This window comes from Paenibacillus sp. AD87 (genome assembly GCF_001659845.1).
Lineage (GTDB): Bacteria > Bacillota > Bacilli > Paenibacillales > Paenibacillaceae > Paenibacillus > Paenibacillus marchantiae.
The window spans coordinates 3734779-3760813 of record NZ_LXQN01000007.1; the positions used below are offsets into that span (position 1 = coordinate 3734779).

A 26035-nucleotide genomic window follows, 5' to 3' on the forward strand; every position below is an offset into this window, starting at 1 on the left:
CTTGCCCCCCTTTGCTCATATAAATGTTGGACAAGATGTGTTTGTGTTGGATGGAGTGAACTGGATGAACATCCCTCCCGGTCTCAAGCAGACGGGTATTCGTATCGGTGCTGTCTCTCTGGTCAAAGTGATAGGTCTGACTGGACGTATTATCCTCACCCGCATGGCGGGTCCTGAAGGTATAGGATTATTCCAGATCGCCTATTCCTATTTTGGCTTCATACTTATGCTAATAACGGGAGGGCTTCCTACCTCCTTGGGTATGTACACCGCCAGACAGCCAGCAATTGGCTGGTTCTGGTTCAAGCGATTGTCCATCTTGCTCTCGCTTATTGGTGCAACCCTCTGTTTACTTACCCTCGCCTACTCTTCAACCATTTCCACATGGTTAGGTAATCCTGTTCTGGAGCCGTTTATGCGCTCATTGTCCCTTGCTATATTCGTCGTACCTCTTCTAAGCCTGCTGCGGGGGTATATGCAAGGTCTTGAATATTACGGCGCCATTGCTGTCTCGGAGGTAATGGAGCAAGCCGTTCGGATCGGTCTGATGCTAGGTATGACCTGGCTGTGGCTTCCTCAAGGTGTAATGTATGCAGTCGGGAGAAGTTTGATTGGAACAGCAATGGGTGGGATTGCCGCTTTTGTTATGCTGCTTCTTTTCTTGCGCCATACCGGTCAAAAGAATGAAATACATCGTGTTCCCACAGAGAAATCGGACGGCTCTTGGTTCATTAAGAGCTCCTTAGTCATTTCCCTCACACGCCTACTGATTCCGTTCTCCGATATGCTTGATGCGGTCATTATCCCTTCTCGATTGCAAACCGCAGGCTATACCTCCACACAAGCCACTGCAATGTACGGTCTGCTTATGGGGATGGCCATGCTGGTAGTGTATATGCCAACCATTGTAACCGCGGCCATATCACATACCCTGACCATGAAGCTCGCTCTCTCCTGGCAGGAGCTTCGTTATAATTATTTTGCCCAGAAAAGCCGACTAACAATGGAAATAGTGTGGATTTGGGGGCTTACCTCCAGCTCCTTTTTGTGGATTTTCCACCGCGACCTAGCACAGCTCTTGTTCCATTCTACACAAATCGCAGAGCTGATTCGCTGGTTAAGCATCATTCCTCTGCTTGTCGGACTTCGCGAAATTTCTACTAGTATATTATGGGCACAGGATAACAAAAGAGTCAGTCTGATCGGAACGGCTATCGGCATTACTGCGGCCTCCCTCTCCCACTACTTCCTGATTCCTCTGGACGGATTTCATCTTAAAGGTGCAATGGCGGGTGTCATTCTAATGGAACTTATTATCATGTCTGGAAATCTGATTGGATTAAAAGATTTGTTAAAAGACATCCGGATTGGTACTTTGGCTATTCATGTCTTGGCTGTGGTGATGATTTCAGCGTTAGCAATGGGGTTGAGCAAGTGGACCACCCTACCTGTAAACTGGGGAGACTACGCGATTCTTCCAAACATTTTGCTGTTTTTCGTGTTAAATGGTAGCTATATGATGATCCACTATCGCCTGAGAAGCTAATCCCATCTATTTACATCAACTCCCTACAAGAATATAATGTCTTTAATATTTCAAAAGTATCGGAACCTTTTTGACCCGCTGGCATTCAATTGCTGGCGGGCATCTCTTTTATGTAAGCATCATCTGATACTTACCTTAATTCATCCATCAAAGGAGTCGTTGACATGACGTCAAGTGAACCACTTTCGTGGAGACGGTTATTTGCATTTTTTGTACCGCTGGGCATATCCGCCTCTCTCGTTACCATTTCGCACGTAATCATTAACAGTACACTCGCACGTTCCGCTCATCCCGAGACAGTCATTGCCAGCTACGCCATTGCCGGTAGCCTGCTGACCCTCACAGAGCGCCCTTCAACCCTGCTGCGTCAAACCTGTTCGGCGCTGGTTCGGGATCGCCTTTCCTTTCAGGCCCTCACGTTTGTGACCAAAATATTTCTCGCTTGTGTGCTTCTGATCGGATTTCTCATCGTATATTCTCCCATTGGTACAGGTGTATTCAAATATCTGTTTGGCGTAAGCCCGGATCTGTTATCCAAAGTGATCGACGTTTACGAGATTCTCATGTATGTCAGCATCTTTTCGGTCATCCGCAATATCTATCAGGGCATCATTATTACGAATAACCGTACAAAATGGCTGACAATCGGCATGTTATTCCGTCTTGCCGGCATGTATGGCCTGTCCTTGTATTTCATATATACAGACAGCATTGACAGTGGACGTGTAGGCGCTATCATTTTTGCCGCAGGTATGATGATTGAGGCTTTGGTCAGTTTTCTCGAAGGCAACAGCATCAAACGCAAGATGCCAGCCAAGCTGGAGGATCATCCTGTTGAAAACAAGGCAGACGTCTTTCGCTTCTACAAGCCGCTGTTATTATCCAGTTTCGTGGCCCTGTTTATCGGACCCGTCATTAATATTGTACTTGGCAAAACGACCGGGATTACCCTGGCCATCTCTTCTTTTGCCGTTGCGAGCAGCCTGATGCAGTTGATGCTAAGCTTTTTTACATACATCCACCAAATCGTGCTGAATTTCTATCTTGTTGATGCCAAACTGGTGAAGAAGTTCGCACTGGTCACCGGATTTGTTCCTTTTGCCATGACCGTATCGATTGCTTACACCCCGATTGGACCGTGGGTATTGGAAAATGTAATGAGCGTTCAGGGCAATCTGCTACAGCAAAGTTTGTGGACGCTGCGTGCGTTTGTACTGTTTCCGCTGATTTCACCTTTTCTCGACTTCAGCAATGGTTTGATTCTGCTGCGCGGACAGACCAAAACGATGTTCCGCTCCCAGACGGCCAATGCCATATGTACGGTGATCGTCCTGCTCATTCTGGTCAGTATATTCCCTGCGTGGAACGGCATGATCGGTGCAGTGGCTCAATCCCTCGGACTGCTTGCCGAGCTTGTCATTGTCTGGCTTGTCATCCGGCGTACACAGAAGGAACCTACCATGTCTGTACCCTCATCCGGAAAATCATCTTCCCTCAAGGGATAATAAATTTGAACTGTAATCAAGGAATGGAGCTTTCATCATGAAATCAAGTCATACCGCCCGGCCAGATCAAAACTGGCTGCGGGCACTTATGTTCACCATCTTCGGTTCCACCGTTTTGGTGGTATCGTATTTCCAGCTTTACTTCAGTCATCTAGGATTCAGTCGGGCCGAAATCGGTTACCTCTACGGAATCGGTCCTCTCGTCTCCGTATTCTCCAACATGTTCTGGAGTATGGCCAGTGACCGCTACAAAACTGTACGCAAAGTGATGATCATCTTGCTTGCCGGGCAACTGATCACAGGTGTCATGCTTGCCAATGCCACAACCTTTGGTCAGGTGTTCGTACTGGTGGCCCTGTTTTACTTTTTCTACTACCCGGTTTATCCACTTTCCGATACGATGGCGATTACAACCGCGAGCAAGTATGGACGTAATTTCACTTCCATTCGTGTATTTGGCTCGATCGGATATGCGTTCTTTGCGTTAAGCATTGGATATTTTCTCGGATCTTTCGGACCGGGATGGACGATGTGGGTATGTATCGCCCTGGCTGCGACTACTCTTCTGATCGGTTTTCGATTAAAAGAGCAGCCTTCGGGCAGCAGCACTAAAATGGATCTTTCGGGTCTGTGGTCCATCTTGAAACGAAGGGATGTCCTCACCTTTTTCGGTTGCGTTTTCCTGCTCGCTCTGGGTCACCGGATGAATGAAGCCTTTCTTACCATTACGCTGAAAGATCTAGGTGCCAGTGAAGGGCTGATCGGCTGGTCCCTGTTGATCTCTTCGGTCAGTGAGATTCCAGTGTTTTTGCTGCTAAGCAGATACGGCAATCGCTACAAAGAACTTCCTTTGCTCACGATCGCTGCACTGATGTATACGATTCGCTTATTTCTGATGTCCATCTCAGATACACCCGCGTCAGTCGTTGCTATTCAGACGATGCATAGCGTGACCTTTGGCATCTTCTACGTGACTGCAGTCCGTTATATTATCCGCCTTGTCCCGGATGGCTATCGCGCCACTGGTATGGCCCTGTTCACCATTGTGTGGTCCAGCGCTTCCGGTCTGCTCAGCGGAACACTGGGAGGATTGCTGCTGGAGCATACCAACAGAAACACCTTCTATCTCACTGCGATGGCGTTTTCCCTGGCCGCACTTGTTGGATTTTCCATGAAGCTTTGGTCAAGCATGACTAGCCGCACATAAGCATCCAACAAGGATTTCCCTTATGGAACTCAACATATCAAAACATATCAAAAAAAGCACAGCCTCCCATGTGGGGACTGTGCTTGGGTTCATATATTCAGCTAGAAGCCAATCATTTATAAGAAATCCGTTTAACCGGAAATATTCTTACAATTTGTTTACGTTAGCTGCTTGAGGACCACGGTTTCCATCAGTGATTTCGAATTCTACCGCTTGACCTTCTTCCAATGTTTTAAAGCCGTCGCCTTGGATTGCGGAGAAATGTACGAATACGTCCTCGCCGCCTTCAACTGAAATAAAGCCATAGCCTTTTTCTGCGTTAAACCATTTAACTGTACCTTTCAAATGAACAACCTCCTAAAAATATCGCCATCTATGGCGAATACCCTCATTATACTGTATGACCATCTACATTGCAATTTATCTTTTCCATAAAAGTCGAAAAAATTTGCTTTGAATCCAAGGGTACGGTATCATTTTACCAAAACCGTTAGTTTGGAGACTACCTATGATAAAAAAACATGAAATATACAAAACAGACAAGTGGAATATGATGACCGTAGAAGTTCAAGGCAAATATCTGGTGCTTCGTGAAATCTCGGAAGAATGGGGAGAAGAATGCCATACATTCCTCAGCCGTCCTGCGTTGATGCACTGGGCGGAACGCCGCTTCCCGAAAGAAGATTTTGAGAACCGCGAGGACGAATGGCGTCAACTGATGGCTGCCTTCAAAGGGGTCTAGCCCATGCAGCTTGACTCAAGCAATGTTGTCATCTTTATTATTCTTGCTTTTTCCCTAGGAATCGTGCTGATTCTGGGACGCAACTCCATCCCGGATCGTTTAAGACGGGGCATGGCTCTGATTGCCACCCTGCTGATTTGTTTCGCATTTTTCCTGATCGTTTACTTTTTGGTCAATATGGGAGCCTAGCTTCTTCAAATATTTCAATGCCCCTCAGGTCATACTATACGGGATTATTCGTATAGTGAGGAGGAAGGCCGTTGAAATACCGCAAATCGCTGTTCATTCTGCTGGTACTTAGTCTGATTCCTTCGTCTCTCTCCGCACAAGCGAGTGGGACGAAGGCAGCTTCGTCTATATATTCTTCACTTCATCAAAGGAGGATTCCCATGAGTCAACTATTGAAACGTTCCGAGGTACCTACTGAACAAACATGGAAACTGGAAGATCTATTTGCCGATCAGAAAGCTTGGGATCAGGAATATGAAGAAGTATCGTCTTTGACCAAGAAAGCCTCCGAATTCAAGGGCAAACTGAACAAACCTGAGACACTCAAAAGCTGTTTTGAACTCGAAGATGAGATCAGTCTCAAAACCGAACGCCTCTTTGTGTATGCACGGATGCATCAAGATGAAGACACAGCTAACCCTACATATCAAAACCTGTCCCAAAAAGCACAAAAGTTAAGCGTGCAGGTTGGTGAAGCACTATCTTATGTTACACCCGAAATCTTGTCCCTGCCGGATGATCAGTTGGATGCCCTCATCTCCAACGAGAAACTCTCTGCCTATAAGTTCACATTGGAAGAGATGAAACGTGAAAAGGCTCATGTACTGAGCCAAGCCGAGGAAGCATTGCTCGCACAGGTGGGTAACCTGTCCCAGGCACCACAGACCATCTTTAGCATGTTGAACAACGCAGATCTCAAGTTCCCGAAAATCAAGGATGAGCATGGAAACGAAGTGGAACTGACTCATGGCAGCTATATTCAGTTCTTGGAAAATCCGAATCGGGAAGTTCGCGAACGTGCCTTCAAAGCGGTGTATGAAACCTATGGCAAGCAAAAGAACACCATTGCTGCAGCTCTGAACGCTAACGTAACTAAAAACATGTTTTATGCCGATGTTCGGAAATACCCTTCCGTCATGGAAATGTCCCTTTACGGCGACAACATTCCGAAGGATGTCTATACCAATCTTGTGGATACGATTCATGAAAGCCTTCCGCTGTTACACCGTTATATGGACCTGCGCAAAAAATTGCTCGGCGTAGATAAATTGCATATGTATGACCTTTTCGCCCCACTGGTGGATGAATACAAAATGGATATTACCTACGAAGAAGCAAAACAAACGGTTAAAGATGGACTGAAGCCGCTTGGCAAGGATTATGCAGACGCATTGCAGGCCGGCTATGATCATCGCTGGATTGATGTATACGAAAATGAGAATAAACGTTCAGGCGCCTACAGTTGGGGAGCCTACGGCACCCACCCTTACGTCTTGTTGAATCACAAAGATAACCTGAATAGCATGTTTACACTGGCACATGAAATGGGCCACGCACTGCATTCCCACTATTCGGACACTACACTTCCGTATCGTGATGCACAGTACACCATTTTCCTTGCTGAGGTTGCATCCACAACGAATGAAGCCTTGTTGATGGATTATCTGCTCAATAAATCGACGGATCCCAAGGAAAAACTGTACTTGCTGACGTATTATGCAGATCAGTTCCGTACCACCGTATTCCGTCAAACCATGTTTGCAGAATTCGAAAAAATTATTCACGAGCGTGCTGAACAGGGTGAAGCTCTCACACCTCAACTGCTTTCCGAAATTTATTATGACCTTAATGTCAAATACCATGGAAACAGCATGGTGGTGGACAAAGAAATTGAAATGGAATGGGCGCGTATTCCCCACTTCTATAACAGCTTCTACGTGTACAAATATGCGACCGGCTTCTCAGCAGCGACCAGTTTCTCCAAGCAAATTCTGGAAGAGGGCCAACCTGCCGTGGACCGTTATCTTGGATTCCTCAAGAGCGGTGGCAGTGACTATTCCATCAACATCCTGAAAAAAGCAGGAGTGGATATGTCTACGCCAGAGCCGATTCGCGAAGCTATGAGTGTGTTCAAGGAACTGATTGAGCAAATGGAACAACTAACGAAATAAGGTTGCTTTCTCGTCCATGTGACCTGATCCCTTGCCCAAATGGGCAAGGGATTTTATAATCAAGCAAGATGCAAGCTCCATGAATTAGGGTAATTGCTTACATAGTTCTGAATTGTTCAACAAGGAGGCACCACCATGAAAATGCAATGGGCACTCATCGCAGGTCTCGTTTTTGCATTACTTACCGGAATTTTTGCGGTCATTAATGTGGATTCCGTTCAAGTCAACCTGCTATTTAACACGGTTCAAATCCCGCTGATTCTGCTCATTCTTGGCTGCACCCTAATCGGTGGAATCATTGTAGGGTCTTATGGCATCTTCCGCCAATATCGACTGCAACGCGAGAACAAGCAATTGAAGCTGCGTGTATCCGAATTGGAAAGCTCCGCAGCAAGCAGCTCTTCCTCCTCTCTGGATTCGTTTAAATCGATGGATACATTCGGAACGACCGATTCGGACAACGCTTCTGTGGAGTCCGATTCCATTCGAAAAGGAAATCCTTCGGGTACGCTGTAACACATCAGAGGCAGCCTGCTGGCTATCGAGAATGGAATTGTACATTCTGCCAGACAGGCTGTATTCTGTTTTAAGAACAACTTTCTGCACATTTATTAACGAGGAGGAAATTTCTATATGAGTTTTACCATTGACGAATCCTATGTCCTATCTTTTCTGAAAAAGTTACTCGATACTCCCAGCCCTAGTGGCTATACCCACGATATTATTGAGATGATCCGCAAGGAAGCTGAATCACTTAATATCGCTTTTGAATTGAACAACAAAGGCGGAGCTGTGCTCACATTGCCTGGGCAGGATTCTTCCAGAACGATCGGACTGAGTGCACATGTGGATACATTGGGAGCCATGGTGCGTTCCATCACTTCCTACGGCACACTGAAGCTTACCTCTGTCGGTGGATTTACCATGAACAGTATCGAGAATGAGTATTGCACCATCCACACACGTGATGGAAAGACCTATACAGGCACCATCCTCTCCCTGCACCCATCTGTACACGTCTATCCAGATGCACGCACGTTTGAGCGAAGCGAGAGCCATATGGAAGTGCGTATTGATGAAGTGGTCTCTTCCAAGGAAGATGTTCTGGCATTGGGTATCTCTGTCGGGGACTTTATTTCCTTCGATGCCCGTGCGGTCATTACGCCCAGCGGATATATCAAATCGCGTCACCTTGATGATAAAGCCAGCGTAGCTGCCTTGTTCGGTATCCTGGAATCTGCACATCGAGAAAACTGGAAACCAATACATAACGTTTCGCTACTTATCTCGAACTACGAAGAAGTTGGACACGGAGCATCTTATATTCCTGCCGAAATCAGCGAATTGATTGCTGTAGACATGGGCGCAATGGGTGACGACCTTAGCTGCAAAGAGACGGATGTATCCATCTGTGCCAAGGATTCGTCCGGACCATATGACTACGATATGACCACTCGGCTGATTGAACTGGCCAAACAAGCAAGTCTTGATTATGTCGTTGATATTTATCCACAATACGGCTCCGATGGCAGCGCCGCATTACGTGGAGGAAATAATATTCGCGCTGCATTGATCGGGCCGGGCGTTCACGCTTCTCACTCCATGGAACGTACGCATAAAGACGCTGTACTGAATACAGCGAGACTGCTCGCTGCATATATTACAACCAAGTAAATTGTAACATGGTCATGGACAAGTAGAATGGCAATACAGCATTTGAATAAATGATCAGAGTTGTGATCTCGATCTTGTTGGGCATACCGACATGGATCATCTATAATTCACCTATATCATATAAAAAAAGGACACTTCAGCTGCGCCGTTTAGAGGCAAGCTGGAAGTGTCCTTCTTCTTTGAGATGGCTTAATTCGCTCGTTCAATATGTTCGCAATACCTACGTTCCAGAAGTTCCAACATCACCTTGTGCTCCCGAATCTGATTCTTCAGTACACGCATCGTGCTTCGCACTGCACTCAGTCCATCCTTCACCTGTGTTTCTGCTTTGCGAATTTTGTCTTGAACCATCCAGTCCACAAAGAGATTATCGAAGAAATAGTCTGCGAATGAAAGCAGACCTCCAAGGTGTAATTCCGTGTTTACAGCCATCTTCACATCCTCTAGCTCCTTCTGAAATCGGCGAAGACGTCTTCCGGCATCCATAATGGCAACCTGAGCATCATCCATTCTGCTGCGCTTAATATGAGTCGAGATCATACCCCCACCCATCATGTCGTATACTCCCCAATTTCCCGCAGAGGACAAAGCCTTTTCAGCGCGTTCAAGTGCATCGAGCAGATACTGCCCCTCTCGATCCGCCTCATTCAGCTCCTGAAGCTCTCCTGAGAGATGTTCCCGATCCTCAGCCATTTGCTGCAATTCTGCATCTTTCTCCAGCAGATCGTTTTCCTTTTTGCCCCATAACACCTTGTAATCACTTTGCCAGAATTGATATTTCCGCTGTCCGTCCAGCTCCTGTTGCACACGCGAACGCTGCTCCTGGATATCCGTTAACATCTGGCTTGCTGTATCGTACTCTGCCTTACTTTCCATCAACTCCAGTTCTTCTTTCTCCAGTCGATCCTCTTTTTTGCCGATTAAATGATAAAAGAATGCTGATAAAGTCATGCTGTTGAGTCGATCAACATCGTTTTGTTCCTTCTGTAGGTGCTCCAGACGCTGCTGTACTTTCGTTTTCCATTCCGCTTCCTCCTGATTCAGCTTCTCCAGCCGATCATTCCATTTCTCGTACATTCTTCCCTTTTCCTTGATCACTGCCAATTGTTCATTCAGTTCTCTGTACATGGATGTGGAGTTCTCCCCCTTCTATGGAATTCTTTATTTAATAAACGGTTTGAATATGGTTAACGTTTCATATAATTTCATTTACATCAATTCAAAAAAAATCGCCTTCCCCCAAAAGACAACTGCAAGTCGCTTTTGAAGAGAGGACGATTCATTAAAATATACTTTAAGACTTGCTGTTTTCAATCTGTTCCGCAAGCTCATTCAGAACGGTCCAGCGTTCCATCAGTTCATCCAAATGACGCTCCGCCTCCGCCTGCTCTGCCATTAACTCCTGCAGACGAGCTGAATCGCTGAAAGATTCTTCCATCTCTTTATTAATTCGGGCGAGATTGGCTTCAGCCTTCTCGATATTCTCATCAATCTGGTCATATTCACGCTGTTCCTTGAAGCTGAACTTCAGCTTAGGTTTCGCCGCCGAGGCAGCAGGTTTACTTTCCACCGTAGCCGGTTTCACTTTAGCTGCTGTTCCCGTCGCACTTTCCTGTGAAGATCCAGGGGCATTTTTCAGCATCCATTCTGCATATTCACTATAGTCCCCGACATGTACACGCACAGCACCGCCACCTTCAAAGGACAGTACTTTATCCACCGTCCGATCCAGGAAGTACCGGTCATGGGATACGACAAATACAACACCCGGGAAATCATCCAGGTAATCTTCGAGTACAGCGAGTGTCTGAATGTCCAGGTCGTTTGTCGGCTCGTCCAGTAGCAGAACATTCGGTGCAGCCATCAGTACACGCAGCAGGTATAGACGACGCTTTTCTCCGCCAGACAGACGGGAGATTGGTGTCCACTGTGACGCAGGGGTGAAGAGGAAACGTTCCAGCATCTGAGCTGCAGTAATGAGAGATCCATCAGCCGTTTTCACATTCTCGGCCACTTCCTTGATGTACTCAATAACCCGCAGAGATTCATTCATCTCCTGATGCTCCTGAGTGAAGTAGCCCAGATTAACCGTCGGGCCCACAACAACCTCCCCGGCATCAGGTTCAAGCTTGCCGGAGATCATTTGCAGTAAGGTTGATTTACCACTGCCATTCGGACCGACAATACCTACCCGGTCACCAGGTACCGCAATGTAACTGAGATCTTCAATCAATTTGCGGCCATCTGCCGATTTGCACAGATGCTCGATCTCCAGTATTTTTTTACCCAAACGAGTGGAACCCACCGATACCTCCAAAGAGCCTGACCGATTTGGTCCTTGTTGATCCTTTAACTCCTCGAAACGATCAATTCTCGCTTTTTGTTTCGTGGTCCGTGCTTTTGCACCGCGACGAATCCAGGCGAGCTCCGTACGCAGCAGATTTTGCCGCTTTTGTTCAGATGCGGATTCACGCTCTTCACGCTCAGCCTTCAGTTCCAGGTAGCGAGTATAGTTGGCCTCATATCGGAATAAACGTCCATGATCCAGCTCCAGCATCACATTTGCTACACGATCCAGGAAATACCGATCATGCGTGATCATGAGCAGGGCGCCACGCCGTTTTTGCAAATACTGTTCCAGCCAAACTACGGAATCATTATCAATATGGTTCGTAGGCTCATCCAGAATGAGCAGTTCGCAGGGATGAATCAGTGCAGAGGCAAGCGCTACCCGTTTGCGCTGTCCACCAGACAACGTACCCATCAGCGCATCGAATTGACGAATGCCCAGTTTGGACAGAATGCTCTTCGCTTCACTTTCCATCTGCCAGACCTGAAGCTGCTCCATCTCCTGGTTCAAGCGCAGCAAACGCTCTTGCAGCGCCGGATCGGAAGGATTAAGTTCCAGTAGCTCCATTGTTTCTGTATACTCACGTACCGTTTTCATCTCCGGGCTGTCGCCCTCGAATACTTGTTGCAAGACCGTATTATCCGGGTTAAACTGCGGATTCTGTGCCAGGAACTGTATACGCACGTCATTACCAATCGAGATCTGTCCCTCATCCGCTGGCTCCATACCTGCAATGACACGCAAGAATGTGGACTTCCCGGTTCCATTGACACCAACGACACCAATCTTGTCCTGATCGCCCATACCGAATGAGGCGTCTTTAAACAATATTTTCTCACCATAGCTTTTCGCAACTTGCTCTACCGTCATTATGTTCATTTGGTCGTAACCTACTTCTCTGTAAAATAAATTCAATATGAAGCTGCACTTAAGATGCAATGCAACTACGCTCACTCACGCTATACTTGCAAAAAGGAACGACATCCGTCCAGAAACAGAGCTGCTGCAAAGGCAATTCGTTTGTTCAGATGTTCCTCGTTAAACTCTGGATTCAGCATAATATCCATCTTTAGCCGATCGAGAATCCCGATATAAGCTTCTGCAAGCAGCACAGGCTCAGGTACGCCAGCATTCTCTAACACCTCACGCACCATGCTCATATATTCATTCATAAATGCCTTCATGAATTTCATCAGATCCGGATCATTATTGGGTGCCATGAAAAACATCTTGGTATGATTGCGACGCTCATAATAATACGTCAGGTGAGTCTTGGCGATCGCACCGAGCTTATCCCCCGTACTCTGATGTGAGTTCAACGCATAAACCAGGCGACTGATAAAATTGTCGCAGTCACGCTTGGATACGGCAACAAATAATTGTTCCTTATTTTTAAAATATAAATAAATGGTGCCTTTCGCGATGCCCGCTTCGTCCGCAATATCGGACATTTTCGTCTCATAGAATCCTTTTGAACCGAAAATACCGTAAGCTGCATCCAGAATAGCCTCCGATTTGTCTCCTTGCACAGTGCTCAAACGCACTCCCTCCCTACGACGCCAAAATGATACCCAAACCGATCGCCAAACATCCGCCGATCAACGAACTGAGCACGTTTATCAGATCATTACTCATCCAAGACCAGCCACGTGATCGAACGGTTTTGTGTCCACAATGCTCACTTACCTCGACCTCACGGCCGCACACAGTACAACGATACATATACTGAACCGTTGCGCCCAGATAAGAATCGGCAAAAGCTCCTGCCAATCCGCCGACAAGGCCGACACACGTCCAGCTGAGCAGACTCAAGCTTCCAATCCCGGCAATCCAGGAAAAGAAAAACGCACCCACGCCGATTAAAGCTCCACCTATGGCAGCAGCCAGTGTCCCAAGTAATGAAACACCTCCAGAGGTACCTGGAGTCAGCACCTTCCACGTCACGACAGAGCGTGGCGGCTTACGGCTGAGACTTCCCCACTCGGTTGCCCATGTATCTGAAGTAACGGTAGCCATGACACCGATAAAAGCATACATCCAGGCTGGGTGTGGGAGGACCCAGTTCCCCAGAACAAGAAACATGCCGATTCCACCGTTAGCCATAACCTGTCCAGCATCACGATTGCCCGTCTTGGCATACGATTTCTCAAGCTCCTGCTTGCGATCCTTGCGAAATTTGGAGAACAGCGTTGAGGTAATGAAAAACAACAGCAGTGTTCCAAACCAGAACAGGTTGCCCGCTCCGTAATATATCGTACCCATGATCACAGCCGCGAGGCAGCCGGACAGGGTTAGCGACTTCTTCGCGTAGGCAGCACCCGCCACAATAAAAGCGCATACGGCGCCAATAATCCAGTCCATAAGTTCTCCTGCATGTGGCAGCATCCATGGCCCACATGACGTTTTATATTTTTGAAATTCAATTATACCACGGTTTGATCCCAATGCCGAAACTCCCTAGCCCCGCATACAAAAAACCTGATTCAGCAGCTTTGAAAGCTACCAAATCAGGTCTATGATATTGCGATAAAACTGAGATGAGTGATCCTTCTTCCGTTTGACCAAGAATTCGAGGATTACATCACCTCAAGTTCCAGTTCAGACCCGCTTCGTTCCACCAATTACACCATAACGGTAGAGCACGCTGCGACCAAACCAATTGAACAACCGATCGGTGAGGAAGCCCATAAAGCCCAGAGAAATCAGGCCGACAAAGATCCAATCTGTGCGAAAGAATAATCGGGAATTCCAGATCAGATAACCCACTCCTTCATTCGCAGCAATCATCTCTGCGCCGATAATAGCCATATAGGAAGTGCCCATTGCCAGTCGTACCCCCGTGAAGATATACGGAGTCGTCGCCGGAACAACGACATGCAGCAAAATCTGCCATTCGTTTGCTCCCATACTGCGGGCTGACCGGATCTTGTCTTCTTCAATGGAGAGTACACCTGTCAGCGTGTTTAACACAACGATGAAGAACGTTGCATACATGATGAGTGCAATCTTCGATTGCTCCCCGATTCCGAACCAGACCAGGAATAGAGTAATGAATGCAATCGGCGGAATAAAGCGGATAAAATTAAGGAAAGGTTCGGCAAACAGCCGGATCATATGAACCTTGCCGATAATCAGCCCTACCGGGATCGCTATCACACTGCCAAGTACCCAACCCGCAAGCACACGTGTAAAGCTAATTCCGATATACTGCATCAGTGTACCGTCAGCAATCAGTTCGCGAGCACCAAGAATCGTATCCCAAGGACCGGGAATCACGTCGGGTCCATAGAGCATGGCTCCAAGCTGCCAAATCAGAATAACCGTCACCCACAATAGAGGGATAGACACCCACTTCTTCTCCAACCATCTCATCTTGCTATCACCTCAATTATTCTTCAAAATGGCTTTGGATCTGATCATATAGCGTGTTGAACTCAGATGAGGCAATGTTCCTTGGATAAGACAGAGTATTGTCGTAAATATCCGTTATCTTGGAAGAAGGCCCTACTGACATAATTCCTATGCGCTGACCCAGCAAGAGCGCCTCCTGAATATCATGAGTGACAAAAATAACGGTCTTGTGGGTTTCCTGCCAAATATTGACCAGCTCTTTCTGCATCGTACGCCGAGTCATTGCATCCAATGCTCCAAAGGGTTCATCCATCAACAGGATGGCCGAATCGTTGGCTAGCACCCGGGCCAATTGCACCCGCTGCTTCATGCCACCTGACAGCTCCTTCGGAAATTTGGCTTCATGACTACCCAGTCCAACAAGCTCGATGTATCGGTCTGATATCGTACGCCGCTGAGATTTTGGCACCTTGGACATCCGAAGTCCAAACTCCACATTCTCCCTTACGGTAAGCCACGGGAAAAGAGAAGAATCCGCCTGCTGGAATACCATGGCCCGATCCTTGCCTGGCCTATCAATCTCCTTATTATCCACCTTGAGCTGACCGCCCGACTTAGAGATAAAGCCTGCAATCATATTTAGAAGCGTGGACTTGCCACATCCGCTGGGACCGAGCAGGACAAAGAATTCCCCTCCCTTGATGACCAGATCGACATCCTTGATAATATAGTGTACATCCCCATGGGTGGGGGCATTGTATGTTTTACGAAGCTGCTCGATACGAATCGTATGCTGATCTGCAGGTAAGGACATGAGAACACCTCCAATGCAATTTGCGAGTTATTTGCTATAAGTCACTTTATCTGGCAGTGCCTGCTTCAGGAGCTCCAGGTTCAGTTTGTTATCGAGATCGAAATCGTGTTCGATGATCCCGTTATCCACCATATATTGCTTCTGCCCTGCCAGACTGTCATAAGCTGCCTGGGTAAATCCAACTTCCCATGGATTGATTGGCAGATCCTTCAATGTGGCCTCCTTAGGCTGCTTGGTTTCCTTATACATCAGGTCTGCAACCTCTTCAGGATGTGCCTGGGCATACACGGAGGCTTCATTCAGCGCCGCGAGAAAACCACTCACCGTTTCAGGGTTCCCCTGGATGAATTCATTGCTTGCTACGAGCCCCATTCCAAGACGTACAGAGGTTTGGGACATATCGGTGAGCTGATGCACGCCTTCAAGCGCATCGAATTTATCAGTCAAGGCGGAACCAATGACCCAGGTTGCATCTAGATCACCCTGCTTTAGTGCAATGTAGGCTTCGTCAAATGCTCCCTGACCCACCTGGGTTACATCAGTTAGTTCCAGTCCCTGGTCCTTCAAATATTCATCCCACAGATAAGGAATAAACGTACCGCGGATGAAACTTACTTTTTTACCTTTCAGATCGGCTCCACTCTGTGTATCATTCTTGGCATACAACTTCCACGCAGCTGCCGCTTCATTCGTAGCCTGACCTGCGGAAGCAATGACAGAGTAATCCCCTTTTGCCAAAGCATTCAATACAGGAAAGTCAGCTCCGTACGCAATATCCACCTGCTTGATAAACAGTGCATTTACACCTTCCGCTGGCGAACCAAACGTAATGCTCTCTGCATCAATGCCGTGGTTTGCAAAGAAACCTTTGGCAATGGCTACCCTGAATGTTGGGTTCGTACTTGTATCTGCGATCCGGACTTTCACTTTTTGGGCCTCTGTGCCGGAGGCACCCTTTGCTTCGGATACCGATTCGTTTGTAGAACATCCCGATAATATCAATAACATGGATAAGAGCATTAATAACGCACCAGTTAAGGTGGATGGTTTTCTCACAATATGCACCCCATTCGTTCTAATCATTGTTCATCGCTCTTCGCCACCTTACTTGCCTTCATCTGACGTTGCCACACAGGCTGCACCTTCAACAAACGGCAGTGTTACTTCAACACTTACAACGGATGAAGAACCTTTGGGCGCTGCTCCCGGCACTCTGTAGGCGGAAACATCAATGGCTTCAATAGCAACCTCTTGCGGCTTCTCCAGCTGTGGTACCCAGTGATAAGGCACGCGATACGAACGATAGACCATATTGGTGTTCCGTCCATCCTTATAAGGGGATACATATTCCCACACTAGCTCATACTCGGATGTAACCTCGAACAGTCTTCCATTGGAACCTTCCGTAATTAGCGTGTTTCCATTAGGCAAGCGCTGAGCGGAGCTGATATACGGACTATAAAATTTATAGGAATCTGTCGGAACGGAAAATCCAGCTTCTGCGGATGTATATTGCCAAACGATCTCCAGGGTCACCGGATTGATCTCCAGTACGCGTGAATGATCGCGAACGGCGTGTTTCAAGCCGTATGGAGAAGCTGGATTAGGCAGACCATAACCGGCCCAGCCGCCATTGTCGAACATCAGCAGATTCCCCTCCCCAGGCAAACCTTTAGGGATGATATGTGCATGGTGCTGTCCAATAATGGTGCCAATATGCTTTACTTCAGGCAAAGAGTAATCCGGCCCTAGTCTCCATACGATCTTTCCACTCTGTCTGTCGGTTATTGCGATAATATTTGCTTCTCTGGCATCCCAGATAATATTGTCGGGATGGAACCGCTCGTCTCCATTTTCATAGAAATGGTTTGGTCCAACATAAGAAGCTGAATTAATATGTAGCCAATCCCCCACCCCACCACCGAGATGTCCAAATGAGCGTGTGTTCGGGTCACGGAACAGAACATTACGGGCGGCCTCATCGAATCCAAGTTCCTCAAAGTGCTCGTTCGGCAGCCATTCCCATAATACATTGCCCTCCCAATCCACTTCTATAATCGCATCATCGAGCAAAGGCTTATCCGAAATGGACGGGTTGTTCACATTTTTATGAGCAAGAATCAAAGTCTTCCCGCTCTGTGTCTTTGGTGCAAGCCCGGGGGCGTAATATCCGACAGGATTGCCTTCACGCTGAAAATCATGGTGCTGACGTGCGTACCACAATGGTTCATATCCTGGATCTTCAATGTGTTCGTAGCTGTTGTATTTCCATACAATATTGCCTTCCCAATCCACCTGAACCAAATCAACGTTGTCCTGGATACCAAACTTCGGATCTCTTCGCCCCGTGCTTCCCAATACGAAGCCACCGGGGAAAACTTTGGCCGGAAAGCCCAGCAGCCCCTTCCACAGGTGAACCTCCCTACCATTCATATCAATCAGTACAACACCTTCCTCGCCTGCCTGATAGACGGTATAACCGCCCCAAGCCTTATCAGGGTTATATACGGTTGCTCCGGTTGGATAAATTGTTGAATGCCCCATTGATCATCTCTCCCTTGGATTGTTTGTTTTCACATTGGATCAAACGTTAATAACTGAGATAATTGCTCTTTCCGGTATTCTCCCTCTGCTTCTGTTCAGGGTCACTTTTGATGGACGGATCGTGTTCCTGCTTCCCGTTGTTCTCTGCCAATTCCAGCAGCGTATCCGAGAACCCCTCCAGATTCGCTATCACCCGCTCATAAAATTGGCTTTGCTGCTCCAGTTCCTCCGTCGTAAAGCCCTCAAACAGAAGCGTGATACATCGAGCACCGATATTACTGTTCCGTGCAAACATCTCCCGCCCATTAGCAGTAATGTCGAGCAAAACCGTCCGACGGTCATCTTCCTTGCGTCTGCGGATCGTAAGTCCCTTTTTCTCCAACTTGTCTGTTAAAGCTGTGATGGCACCTGAAGTGAAATCCAGTTGTTCGGCCAAATCCCCCAATCGCTGTTCCCCTTCACGAATGATTTTGTGCAGGATGAGCATACCCGGTAAACTGACCCCCTCTACCGATATGCGATCTCGTTCTTTCACGAATCGTCTGACCATTTTACGAAACAACCAATCTGTCTTCTCCAACGCTTCCCAGTCGTTATTGCTCATTTCATCCTCCCTGTCTAACTGAAACGACAGCAAATACGAAAAAAGGCTCCCGTGGACATTCCATAGTGGAGTAGTCCCGGGAGCCTTTGGTGGTCCAATCAGCTCGCTTCAGTTCAAATTATTTCACTGTTCATTTAATTAGTGTTAAAATAATTGAGTTCATCATATAACCCACTAACCCAACCTGTCAAGTGTGAATTTAAATTTGTTTTTTCGTAGCCAGATGTCCTTCATATTTAGATAACTTATCCGGTTTTAAGTTTCACTTCAGCTTTCCCGGTTACACTATCCTCAGAGCGTTACATTAAACCAGCTACGATTCAGTTCGTACTTAACCATAGAAATGAGGATGACACATATGAATATGAAGCGCGTAATCATTGTCGGAACAATGATTGTTACCATGTCCTTCGCCGGAACAGCCTGGGGCAGATCAGCGATATCCCCTATACCTTTGACGAAATGGTCCATCGTTAACATAGATACCAAAGACGAGAGCGGAGATGAGTTGTTGAGTGCTCTGAATCAACAATCGGAAGATGACTTAGCTCAGGATCTGTACGCGGGTAAATCGCTGAGGATGATTGCAGATGAAAATGATGGTGATTTTAACGAGGTTGTCGCATTGCAAATAAGGCAGCTCAAGGAGCAATTAGATCAACGACTCGCAAGTGGAAGTATTAGCGCGGAGCAACACGCAGTGCAAAGCAGTGAACTGGAGGAGTTGGTCACAGAGAGTGCCAATACAGCCTACAACTTGGCGTAAATGAAAAGTCTCCCATGTGCTATGGCAGAGAATGAGGGCATGGCAAAAAGGAGCGTCGAAGCGCCCCTTTTATCTGTTTCATATTTACTCTAAGTAAGCAGATTGATGATGCATGATACTTACTGAACTGCTGCTGCAATCGTACATTTGCCCAAGGATTCACCGTCCCAGGCCAGTTCAAGCACATCTCCTGCTGCCGTTGGTCCAACCCCTTCTGGTGTACCTGTAAAGATGACATCTCCAGGTCCCAGGCCGTAATGATGACCTACATAATCCACAATGTCCTGTAGACTGAAGATCATGTTACGAATATTGCCCCGTTGGACCTCGGCACCGTTCTTGGTGAGTGTAAAGTCTTTCTCAAGAAGAGCCTGGGCCCCCGGAAATGGCTGGAATGCAGTAACCGGAGCCGAGTTCTTGAACCCTTTGGCCGCTGTCCACGGATGGCCCTTTTTCTTAATAACCGTCTGTACGTCACGTAATGTAAAATCAATGCCAAACGCATACGCGTCTACCAATTCATCCACAGCCATACCCGGCTCATAACTCCGGCCGATTTGGATTACTAGTTCAGCCTCATAATGAACTTCGCCCTTTGTTGCAGGCAATTGCAGCGTTTCACTATTCAAGGCCACAACCGCATGGGAAGGCTTCATAAAGATCATCGGTTCATCCGGAACCGCGTTACCCAATTCTTCTGCATGAAGTTTATAATTTCGTCCTACACAGTATACATTGCGAATGTTTGTCAGCATGGGTTTACGACCACCTTTATCGAATTCATTAGCGTATATGGAGCATGTTTATCTTTTTATTATATAAGTACATATCATATTTTCGCTATTCAAAAAATTGGAGTTTACGGCCTGAAAAATCGGCTGCTCGTTTCCTGAAAAGCCTGTTCCCACACATCAGGCCGGTTTGTACATAACATCAGCTCCGGATCAATCGCCGCAAGCCGCTTCATGATGATTTTGTCGTCCACTGTCCAAGCCATTACCTGAATGCCTTCCATACGCATCTCACGCATCAGCGATTTGTCCACATTGGTGTATCCGATGGAAAGAAAACTGCAATTCATCTGCCGCAGCACTGCTGCCAGATCCCCTGGCCGTGCATCAATAATCAAACCTGTTTTGAACTCAGGGGCCAGTTTCTTCACTTCAACCAGAGCCGCAGGTTCAAACGAAGTGATGACCACATCATGCTGCATATGTCTCTTCCTCACCTCATGAATAACCGCTGCCGGCAGACCGGGATACATATTACCTTGCGTTTTCAGTTCGATATTCAATCTCACTTTGCCACAGGTGCGGTCCAACACTTCACTAAGCGCAGGAACACGTTCCCCTTTATAGGCTTTTCCTTTCCATGATCCCGCATCCAGCTGCTGTATATCTGCCCAGTCCTTTTCTCGTACGAAGCCTTCACCGTTCGTGGTCCGGTTTAACGTAAAATCATGAATAACAACCGGCACACCATCACGTGATAACTGTACATCCAGCTCCATCCACTGAACTTCTGGCTGTTCCATGGCAAGCAAAAATGCAGACATCGTATTTTCTGGTGCAATGGACGAAAATCCACGGTGCGCTACACAAAGGTTGTTCATTCCATCCCCTCCTCAAAAAAATGCATCTTAATTTGGCGATGCGAATCCGTTCGCATCAAAACGAATACCTGGCGAGAGCTGCGCCATCTGCTCCAGCAGCAATTTGTTGGCTTGATCCACCATCGGAATGGCCTGACCCAACCCCGCTTCATAAGGGATAACCTTCATGCTGCATTTGGCATCCTTACTACAGCTCGCCTGAAAAACCGCTGTTTTCCACGTTTCCTCTGTCGTTGATTTCGAGAAAATAAAGTTGCCTGTACTATATGCAATCCATTTGCCTTTGTAGTACTCTACCCCTTGCAAGACATGGGGATGCCCACCTATGACCAGATCGGCTCCGGCATCTACAAATTCATGAGACAGTCGAGTCTGATCATTATTTGGAGTGCTGACCCTTTCCTCTCCCCAATGTGCAACAACGATAACCAGATCAGCTTTTTCACGGGCTTCCTGAATCGCCTTTACTGCACCTGTAGAATCGTAAGCTTCGGCAACACCGGCCCGATTCCCTTCCGCTTTCCAGCTTGTTTCAGGTACAACCCGGCTGAATCCAAGCAGTGCAATCTTCATGCCTTTGCGTTCCAGATATGCAGGTGCATAAGCCTCATCCCTGTTCATACCGGCCCCTGTGTGCGCTATACCATATTGCTCAAGGTAAGTTAACGTATCGACCAAGCCTTCTACACCTTGATCCAAAATATGATTGTTGGCTAGATTCACAGCATCAAATCCTGCTGAAGCCATTGCTTCGAGCGCCTTTGGCGAAGACTTGTATACATAGGTTTTGTCTGCAGCACCAGTTCCACCAAGGGTTACGGGAGTTTCAAGGTTTCCAATGGTCAGATCATCTTCCTTGAACAAGTTGCCAAGCTTTGCAAAGGGATAGTCATAACCGTTCTTCTCCAACAATTCAGCCACTTTGCCGGAAAACTGAATATCCCCAACAAAGTTAATGGTTACATCCTTCGCCGAATGAGATGGCTGTGTCGCCCCAGTTCCGGCACCTTCGCTTCCCTTTGAGCCGGAAGAAGCGGGAGTATCCGTCGGTTTTTTCGTTCCCGTATCTGTCTTTCCATTTACCTTGGAGTCTGTAGCATCAGGCTTTTTCTCACCCGACGTACCGCCGGAATTTTCAGTTACCTGTTTATCAGAATCCTCCGATTCTTCATCCGGGGTATTACTTGCCTCCGAATCCGTGTCAGGTGAACTCACCTGATCACCGCCCTGAGGGCCCTCTTCATTCACTGGTTCCTGATTCACAGCCGTTTCTGTCACCGCCGGGTCTATTTGCTGCTCCTGCATGCCTACTGCGTAATAGATGCCGACGAGTCCAATTGCAGCAATCAATACCAGATTAATGATCCAAATCCGGCGTTTTCGGGCACGTTTCACTTTTTTCTTTTGTACACTTCGTTTTGATCTTGGGGGATACATAGGCAGCTCCTCTTCTTCACAGCAATCCTTATCATATTATATCAGGCATATTCTGGATTTCCATCATTCCTTGGAACTGCAAATATTGAAAGAGTTCCGACCTCTCCCCTTTTCGCTTTATGGTGCAAAAAAGGCCGTCTCCCTGTAGAAAAAAATCTACGTTCGAGACAGCCAAATACGTTAATTACTTTGCAGCAATCAATTGCGTAGCTTGAACTGACATTTCCTTCGCCTGTTTGATACAGTCAGGCAAGCCTACCCCTTCATAACCAGCGCCGGCAATGTATACCCCCGGCAATTTGCTGCCAAGTTGTTCGCGCAGTGCTGCAATCTGCTGCAGATGACCTACCGGATACTGTGGCATGGATTTGCGGAGCCGAGTAATTTCCGAGAAGATCGGAACGGCCTCAACGCCCATTGTTTCACGCAAGTCCTTGAGTACCAGATCCGTCAGTGCATCATCCGGGAGCTCCACATTCTGTTCGTCTCCCGAACGGCCAACATAACAACGAAGCAGTACTTTGTCATCTGGGCTGGTGTGCAGCCACTTGGTTGATGTCCAAGTACATGCTGTAATATTTCGACCTTCCTTACGCGGAACGAGGAAACCAGACCCATCAAATACATGTTCGATATCCTTTTTCTCAAAAGCCAGCACCACATTCGCTACCGATACGTAATTGATTGCATCCAGAGCCGCTGTATCCACATGTGGTTGCAGCAGTTCAGATGCAACATACGTAGGCACGGTAATGACTACATCATCTGCTTCAAGACGTTCTCCGTTATCCAGTTGAATGCTATACTTGGCCGCATCTCCAGTCTGAACCTCCAGAGATTTCACGGAAGTGTTCAGCCGTTGATCCACGTCCTGCAACTCATGTACAAGCGCATGAACCAGGCTCTGCAAGCCCTGACGGAAGTTCAGAAAAGCACTTTTCTTCGTTCCCGTATGGGTCTCTGTCGGTTTGCGGCCCGTCATCATTCCTCGGATCAAACTACCATAATCCCGCTCCACTTCACCGAATTGCGGAAAGGTTGCCTGAAGACTCAATCGCCGCATATCACCTGCATAGATGCCTGCGAGCAACGGTTCAGTCAGGTTTTCCAGCACTTCCGCTCCAAGGCGGCGCTCAATCATATAACCAAGCGATTCATCCTCTGTTGTACGACGGGGAGGGATGACAAAATCCATTAATGCGCGCAGCTTGCCTGCCGGAGATACAAGACCACTTCTCAGAAAAGGTCTCAACTCCGTCGGAATACCGAGAATGAGTCCTGCCGGCATAGGATGCAGCTTGCCACGCTGCATGATGTACGTTTTTTTGGATTCCGGATTTTGGCTGACCAGTTCATGGTCAATTTCCAGCTCTTTAGCCAAATCAATCATCGCGGTTTTGCGGGCAAGGAAAGAATCTGGTCCCTTCTCAATGACGAACCCATCCCGGTGCAGCGTTTCAATCATGCCACCCATGGAAGAGCTCTTCTCAACCAAGGTGATGACAGGTTCAACCCCTGCTTCCCGGTAATGCTTCCGAATATAAAATGCCGCGCTTAGGCCGGTCAGACCTCCGCCGACAACAACGACACGACGTTTATGGTCTTCCATTACTCATCCGTTCCTTGCTGCCACTTGCTAATAATGACGTCACTTAACGTTTCCATGTAAAGTGGGTCACTATTGAGAGAATCGATACGCATAAGGCGCATGTCGATCTCTTTGGCAATCGCTTTAGCTTCAATATCAAGATCATAGAGCACTTCCAGATGGTCCGATACGAATCCAATCGGTGCTACAAGCACATCTTCCACCTGTTCACGAGCAAGATCCTGAAGTGTGTCCAGAATATCAGGGCCCAGCCACGGCTCCGCCGTCCGCCCGGCACTTTGCCACGTGAACTGCCAGTTGGTAATTCCTAAACGGGAAGCAATGACTTCCGAAGTCTCCAGCAGTTGCTGTGGATATGGATCACCGATATCTACAATTCGTGCAGGCAGACTGTGTGCACTGAACAGCACTCGCACATCCCCGCGTTTGGCTCCCGCTTCCTCGAAAGCATCCAATTTGGCGCTAACACGTGTGGAGAGAGCCTGAATCAATTTCGGATGCAGATGATAACTCTCAATGAATGACATTTGGATACCCAGTTCTTCCGCTTTCTCACGAGCACGCTTGATGTAGCTCCCTACACTCATCGTGGAGAAATGTGGTGCCAGTACGATGCCTATTGCAGTCTGAATTCCATCCTTAGCCATCTGTTCCACGCCATCCTCAATGAACGGATACGCATGCTTCAACCCTTGATAACAACGGAATTCAACCTCATTGGAACGGTCATCCTTGTTTAACGTCTCCTGGAGGGCCTTCACCTGATTATCCGTGTTTTCTCGAAGTGGGAATACACCCCCAACGATCGCTTCATAACGGTCGGTCAATTCTTTCAGTTGTTCCGGTTCAGGCGGACGTCCTCTCCGGATATGTGTGTAATATGCTTCAATACTTTCCATATTCTCAGGTGTGCCATACGACATCACCAGTACACCTACCGTATTAGTCATTAGTAACCGTCACCCCAGTCTTCAATGCTTCAGCGGAATATTCATGAATATACGCCGTGAGTTCTCTTAATTTATCCAAAGATGCTTCAGGAAATAGTCCGTGCCCCAGATTGAAAATATACCCCGGCTCCTTGATACCTTCGTCAATAATCAATTTGGCATGCTGCTTGATCAGATCCATCGGTGCAGTCAGCACATAAGGGTCCAAGTTACCTTGCACAGCAAATTTTCCGCCCAGTCGTTTACGTCCCTCGGCGATTGATACTCTCCAGTCCAGCCCAATCACATCGGCTTGCAGATCATGCAGGGTTGGCAGCAATTCACCAGAAGCCACACCCGGAAAGTAAATTTTCGGTACATTCAAATCAGATAATTCGGTAAAGATACGAGTAATCGTCGGCAACACATACGTTCTAAAGTCGTTTGGCGAAAGCGCGCCTACCCAGCTGTCGAACAGTTGGAATGCCTTACCGCCGTTCGCAATGTGTGCACGGACATATGTAATCACCATATCGCCCAGTTTTTGCATTAATTTATGCCACACTTCCGGTTCACTGTACATCATCGTTTTGGTCCGTATGTACCCTTTGGAAGGTCGGCCTTCAATCAAATAGCTGGCAATGGTAAAAGGAGCACCGGCAAACGTAATCAGGGGTACATCCAGTTCCTTGTCCAGAATTCGAATCGTCTCCAGAATATGAGACAGATCTCCTTCAACATCAATAGGACGCAAACGATCCACATCTGCCGCCGTGCGGATTGGATTGTCTATAACAGGTCCAATATTTTTAACAATATCGAAATCTATACCGAGGGAAGCAACCGGATTCATAATATCGGAATACAAAATAGCCGCATCCACACCGAGTTTACGTACCGGCATGAGTGTAACTTCAGCTGCTAGCTCAGGTTGACGGCAAATTTCGAGCAAAGAATACTTTTCCTTAATCTTGCGATATTCGGGATCATAACGCCCAGCCTGACGCATGTACCACACGGGAACACGGTCCACCTGCTGTTTGAAGCTGGCCTGAATCAGACGATCATTATAGCTCATGTAAGAAGCCTCCAATAGTTTTTGGACTCATAAATAACATTATGCCCTTTTTAAAGAGCGGTAACAACCACGTGTCGATCTGTTCCG

25 protein-coding genes are annotated in these 26035 nt (G+C 47.3%); 9 read left to right on the forward strand and 16 right to left on the reverse strand.

Annotated elements, in window-relative coordinates; genetic code table 11:
- Nucleotides 1–64: 64 nt before the first annotated feature.
- The 3 genes from gpAD87_RS16255 (at nucleotide 65) to gpAD87_RS16265 (ending at nucleotide 4258) form a co-directional block, all read left to right on the forward strand.
- Nucleotides 65–1546 carry an oligosaccharide flippase family protein gene (locus tag gpAD87_RS16255; RefSeq protein WP_064639201.1) on the forward strand — a complete coding sequence of 494 codons (1482 nt, stop codon included), beginning with the start codon at nucleotides 65–67 and terminating at the stop codon, nucleotides 1544–1546.
- A 164-nt stretch (nucleotides 1547–1710) separates the two neighbouring features.
- The gene (locus gpAD87_RS16260; protein WP_064639202.1) at nucleotides 1711–3051 is read left to right on the forward strand and encodes a hypothetical protein; all 1341 of its coding nucleotides are present in this window, start codon (nucleotides 1711–1713) and stop codon (nucleotides 3049–3051) included.
- 37 nt (nucleotides 3052–3088) lie between these two features.
- Nucleotides 3089–4258 (forward strand): MFS transporter, encoded by a 1170-nt coding sequence (locus gpAD87_RS16265; protein WP_064639203.1) that lies wholly within the window; start codon nucleotides 3089–3091, stop codon nucleotides 4256–4258.
- A 147-nt stretch (nucleotides 4259–4405) separates the two neighbouring features.
- Here the strand turns inward: gpAD87_RS16265 and gpAD87_RS16270 are convergent, their stop codons facing one another.
- Complete coding sequence (locus gpAD87_RS16270; RefSeq protein ID WP_017689394.1) at nucleotides 4406–4603, reverse strand: cold shock domain-containing protein; 198 nt, start codon at nucleotides 4601–4603, stop codon at nucleotides 4406–4408.
- A 163-nt stretch (nucleotides 4604–4766) separates the two neighbouring features.
- Here gpAD87_RS16270 and gpAD87_RS16275 point away from each other — a divergent pair, with 163 nt between their 5' ends.
- The 5 genes from gpAD87_RS16275 (at nucleotide 4767) to gpAD87_RS16295 (ending at nucleotide 8854) form a co-directional block, all read left to right on the forward strand.
- Nucleotides 4767–5000 carry a hypothetical protein gene (locus gpAD87_RS16275; RefSeq protein ID WP_024629225.1) on the forward strand — a complete coding sequence of 78 codons (234 nt, stop codon included), beginning with the start codon at nucleotides 4767–4769 and terminating at the stop codon, nucleotides 4998–5000.
- 3 nt (nucleotides 5001–5003) lie between these two features.
- Nucleotides 5004–5189 (forward strand): hypothetical protein, encoded by a 186-nt coding sequence (locus tag gpAD87_RS16280; RefSeq protein WP_024629224.1) that lies wholly within the window; start codon nucleotides 5004–5006, stop codon nucleotides 5187–5189.
- A gap of 200 nt (nucleotides 5190–5389) precedes the next feature.
- Nucleotides 5390–7180 carry an oligoendopeptidase F gene (pepF, locus tag gpAD87_RS16285; protein ID WP_064639204.1) on the forward strand — a complete coding sequence of 597 codons (1791 nt, stop codon included), beginning with the start codon at nucleotides 5390–5392 and terminating at the stop codon, nucleotides 7178–7180.
- Between the two features lie 135 nt (nucleotides 7181–7315).
- Entirely contained in the window at nucleotides 7316–7696 is a 381-nt protein-coding gene (locus gpAD87_RS16290; RefSeq protein ID WP_064639205.1) for a LapA family protein, read from the forward strand.
- Between the two features lie 117 nt (nucleotides 7697–7813).
- Nucleotides 7814–8854 carry a M42 family metallopeptidase gene (locus tag gpAD87_RS16295; protein WP_064639206.1) on the forward strand — a complete coding sequence of 347 codons (1041 nt, stop codon included), beginning with the start codon at nucleotides 7814–7816 and terminating at the stop codon, nucleotides 8852–8854.
- A gap of 189 nt (nucleotides 8855–9043) precedes the next feature.
- Here gpAD87_RS16295 and gpAD87_RS16300 read toward each other — a convergent pair whose 3' ends face one another.
- From gpAD87_RS16300 to gpAD87_RS16340, 9 genes are all read right to left on the reverse strand, one after another.
- Entirely contained in the window at nucleotides 9044–9982 is a 939-nt protein-coding gene (locus gpAD87_RS16300) for a hypothetical protein (protein WP_064639207.1), read from the reverse strand.
- Nucleotides 9983–10148: 166 nt separating this feature from the next.
- Nucleotides 10149–12083 carry an ABC-F family ATP-binding cassette domain-containing protein gene (locus gpAD87_RS16305; protein ID WP_064639208.1) on the reverse strand — a complete coding sequence of 645 codons (1935 nt, stop codon included), beginning with the start codon at nucleotides 12081–12083 and terminating at the stop codon, nucleotides 10149–10151.
- Between the two features lie 80 nt (nucleotides 12084–12163).
- On the reverse strand, nucleotides 12164–12742 hold the full coding sequence (locus gpAD87_RS16310) for a TetR/AcrR family transcriptional regulator (protein ID WP_063564880.1): 579 nt from the start codon (nucleotides 12740–12742) through the stop codon (nucleotides 12164–12166).
- Between the two features lie 13 nt (nucleotides 12743–12755).
- Nucleotides 12756–13565 (reverse strand): DUF92 domain-containing protein, encoded by an 810-nt coding sequence (locus gpAD87_RS16315; protein WP_064640976.1) that lies wholly within the window; start codon nucleotides 13563–13565, stop codon nucleotides 12756–12758.
- A 237-nt stretch (nucleotides 13566–13802) separates the two neighbouring features.
- Nucleotides 13803–14576, reverse strand: coding sequence for an ABC transporter permease (locus gpAD87_RS16320; RefSeq protein WP_064639209.1), 774 nt, complete (start codon nucleotides 14574–14576; stop codon nucleotides 13803–13805).
- 16 nt (nucleotides 14577–14592) lie between these two features.
- Entirely contained in the window at nucleotides 14593–15369 is a 777-nt protein-coding gene (locus tag gpAD87_RS16325) for an ABC transporter ATP-binding protein (protein ID WP_064639210.1), read from the reverse strand.
- A 27-nt stretch (nucleotides 15370–15396) separates the two neighbouring features.
- Nucleotides 15397–16452: an ABC transporter substrate-binding protein gene (locus gpAD87_RS16330; RefSeq protein ID WP_157258476.1), complete on the reverse strand. Its 1056-nt coding sequence runs from the start codon at nucleotides 16450–16452 to the stop codon at nucleotides 15397–15399.
- Nucleotides 16453–16473: 21 nt separating this feature from the next.
- On the reverse strand, nucleotides 16474–17913 hold the full coding sequence (locus gpAD87_RS16335; RefSeq protein ID WP_064639211.1) for an aryl-sulfate sulfotransferase: 1440 nt from the start codon (nucleotides 17911–17913) through the stop codon (nucleotides 16474–16476).
- 46 nt (nucleotides 17914–17959) lie between these two features.
- A complete protein-coding gene (locus tag gpAD87_RS16340; RefSeq protein WP_064639212.1) occupies nucleotides 17960–18517 on the reverse strand; it encodes a MarR family winged helix-turn-helix transcriptional regulator in 558 nt (185 codons plus the stop codon).
- A gap of 358 nt (nucleotides 18518–18875) precedes the next feature.
- Here gpAD87_RS16340 and gpAD87_RS16345 point away from each other — a divergent pair, with 358 nt between their 5' ends.
- On the forward strand, nucleotides 18876–19283 hold the full coding sequence (locus gpAD87_RS16345) for a hypothetical protein (protein ID WP_064639213.1): 408 nt from the start codon (nucleotides 18876–18878) through the stop codon (nucleotides 19281–19283).
- A 119-nt stretch (nucleotides 19284–19402) separates the two neighbouring features.
- Here gpAD87_RS16345 and gpAD87_RS16350 read toward each other — a convergent pair whose 3' ends face one another.
- From gpAD87_RS16350 to hemE, 6 genes are all read right to left on the reverse strand, one after another.
- Nucleotides 19403–20038, reverse strand: a complete 636-nt coding sequence (locus gpAD87_RS16350) for a fumarylacetoacetate hydrolase family protein (protein ID WP_064639214.1) — start codon at nucleotides 20036–20038, stop codon at nucleotides 19403–19405.
- A 104-nt stretch (nucleotides 20039–20142) separates the two neighbouring features.
- A complete protein-coding gene (locus tag gpAD87_RS16355; protein WP_064639215.1) occupies nucleotides 20143–20895 on the reverse strand; it encodes a glycerophosphodiester phosphodiesterase in 753 nt (250 codons plus the stop codon).
- A gap of 27 nt (nucleotides 20896–20922) precedes the next feature.
- Nucleotides 20923–22332: a CapA family protein gene (locus gpAD87_RS16360; RefSeq protein WP_064639216.1), complete on the reverse strand. Its 1410-nt coding sequence runs from the start codon at nucleotides 22330–22332 to the stop codon at nucleotides 20923–20925.
- Nucleotides 22333–22516: 184 nt separating this feature from the next.
- On the reverse strand, nucleotides 22517–23941 hold the full coding sequence (gene hemY, locus gpAD87_RS16365) for a protoporphyrinogen oxidase (RefSeq protein ID WP_063564889.1): 1425 nt from the start codon (nucleotides 23939–23941) through the stop codon (nucleotides 22517–22519).
- Nucleotides 23941–24891, reverse strand: coding sequence for a ferrochelatase (hemH, locus tag gpAD87_RS16370; protein WP_063564890.1), 951 nt, complete (start codon nucleotides 24889–24891; stop codon nucleotides 23941–23943). Before hemH ends, hemY begins: the two co-directional genes overlap by 1 nt.
- Nucleotides 24884–25948 carry a uroporphyrinogen decarboxylase gene (hemE, locus tag gpAD87_RS16375; protein WP_064639217.1) on the reverse strand — a complete coding sequence of 355 codons (1065 nt, stop codon included), beginning with the start codon at nucleotides 25946–25948 and terminating at the stop codon, nucleotides 24884–24886. The genes hemH and hemE overlap by 8 nt, the downstream gene beginning before the upstream one ends.
- Nucleotides 25949–26035 lie beyond the last annotated feature (87 nt).

Excerpts from the sequence above, each read along its gene's own strand:
- gpAD87_RS16360 (WP_064639216.1), bottom strand. The coding sequence starts at position 22,332 with ATGTATCCCCCAAGATCAAAACGAAGTGTACAAAAGAAAAAAGTGAAA.
- gpAD87_RS16340 (WP_064639212.1), bottom strand. The coding sequence starts at position 18,517 with ATGAGCAATAACGACTGGGAAGCGTTGGAGAAGACAGATTGGTTGTTT.
- gpAD87_RS16275 (WP_024629225.1), top strand. The coding sequence starts at position 4,767 with ATGATAAAAAAACATGAAATATACAAAACAGACAAGTGGAATATGATG.
- gpAD87_RS16300 (WP_064639207.1), bottom strand. The coding sequence starts at position 9,982 with ATGTACAGAGAACTGAATGAACAATTGGCAGTGATCAAGGAAAAGGGA.
- gpAD87_RS16350 (WP_064639214.1), bottom strand. The coding sequence starts at position 20,038 with ATGCTGACAAACATTCGCAATGTATACTGTGTAGGACGAAATTATAAA.
- gpAD87_RS16315 (WP_064640976.1), bottom strand. The coding sequence starts at position 13,565 with ATGGACTGGATTATTGGCGCCGTATGCGCTTTTATTGTGGCGGGTGCT.
- pepF (WP_064639204.1), top strand. The coding sequence starts at position 5,390 with ATGAGTCAACTATTGAAACGTTCCGAGGTACCTACTGAACAAACATGG.
- gpAD87_RS16290 (WP_064639205.1), top strand. The coding sequence starts at position 7,316 with ATGAAAATGCAATGGGCACTCATCGCAGGTCTCGTTTTTGCATTACTT.
- gpAD87_RS16305 (WP_064639208.1), bottom strand. The coding sequence starts at position 12,083 with ATGAACATAATGACGGTAGAGCAAGTTGCGAAAAGCTATGGTGAGAAA.
- gpAD87_RS16295 (WP_064639206.1), top strand. The coding sequence starts at position 7,814 with ATGAGTTTTACCATTGACGAATCCTATGTCCTATCTTTTCTGAAAAAG.
- hemH (WP_063564890.1), bottom strand. The coding sequence starts at position 24,891 with ATGACTAATACGGTAGGTGTACTGGTGATGTCGTATGGCACACCTGAG.
- gpAD87_RS16335 (WP_064639211.1), bottom strand. The coding sequence starts at position 17,913 with ATGGGGCATTCAACAATTTATCCAACCGGAGCAACCGTATATAACCCT.
- gpAD87_RS16280 (WP_024629224.1), top strand. The coding sequence starts at position 5,004 with ATGCAGCTTGACTCAAGCAATGTTGTCATCTTTATTATTCTTGCTTTT.
- gpAD87_RS16255 (WP_064639201.1), top strand. The coding sequence starts at position 65 with ATGAACATCCCTCCCGGTCTCAAGCAGACGGGTATTCGTATCGGTGCT.
- hemE (WP_064639217.1), bottom strand. The coding sequence starts at position 25,948 with ATGAGCTATAATGATCGTCTGATTCAGGCCAGCTTCAAACAGCAGGTG.
- gpAD87_RS16345 (WP_064639213.1), top strand. The coding sequence starts at position 18,876 with ATGAATATGAAGCGCGTAATCATTGTCGGAACAATGATTGTTACCATG.
- gpAD87_RS16260 (WP_064639202.1), top strand. The coding sequence starts at position 1,711 with ATGACGTCAAGTGAACCACTTTCGTGGAGACGGTTATTTGCATTTTTT.
- gpAD87_RS16320 (WP_064639209.1), bottom strand. The coding sequence starts at position 14,576 with ATGAGATGGTTGGAGAAGAAGTGGGTGTCTATCCCTCTATTGTGGGTG.
- gpAD87_RS16355 (WP_064639215.1), bottom strand. The coding sequence starts at position 20,895 with ATGAACAACCTTTGTGTAGCGCACCGTGGATTTTCGTCCATTGCACCA.
- hemY (WP_063564889.1), bottom strand. The coding sequence starts at position 23,941 with ATGGAAGACCATAAACGTCGTGTCGTTGTTGTCGGCGGAGGTCTGACC.
- gpAD87_RS16325 (WP_064639210.1), bottom strand. The coding sequence starts at position 15,369 with ATGTCCTTACCTGCAGATCAGCATACGATTCGTATCGAGCAGCTTCGT.
- gpAD87_RS16330 (WP_157258476.1), bottom strand. The coding sequence starts at position 16,452 with ATGATTAGAACGAATGGGGTGCATATTGTGAGAAAACCATCCACCTTA.
- gpAD87_RS16265 (WP_064639203.1), top strand. The coding sequence starts at position 3,089 with ATGAAATCAAGTCATACCGCCCGGCCAGATCAAAACTGGCTGCGGGCA.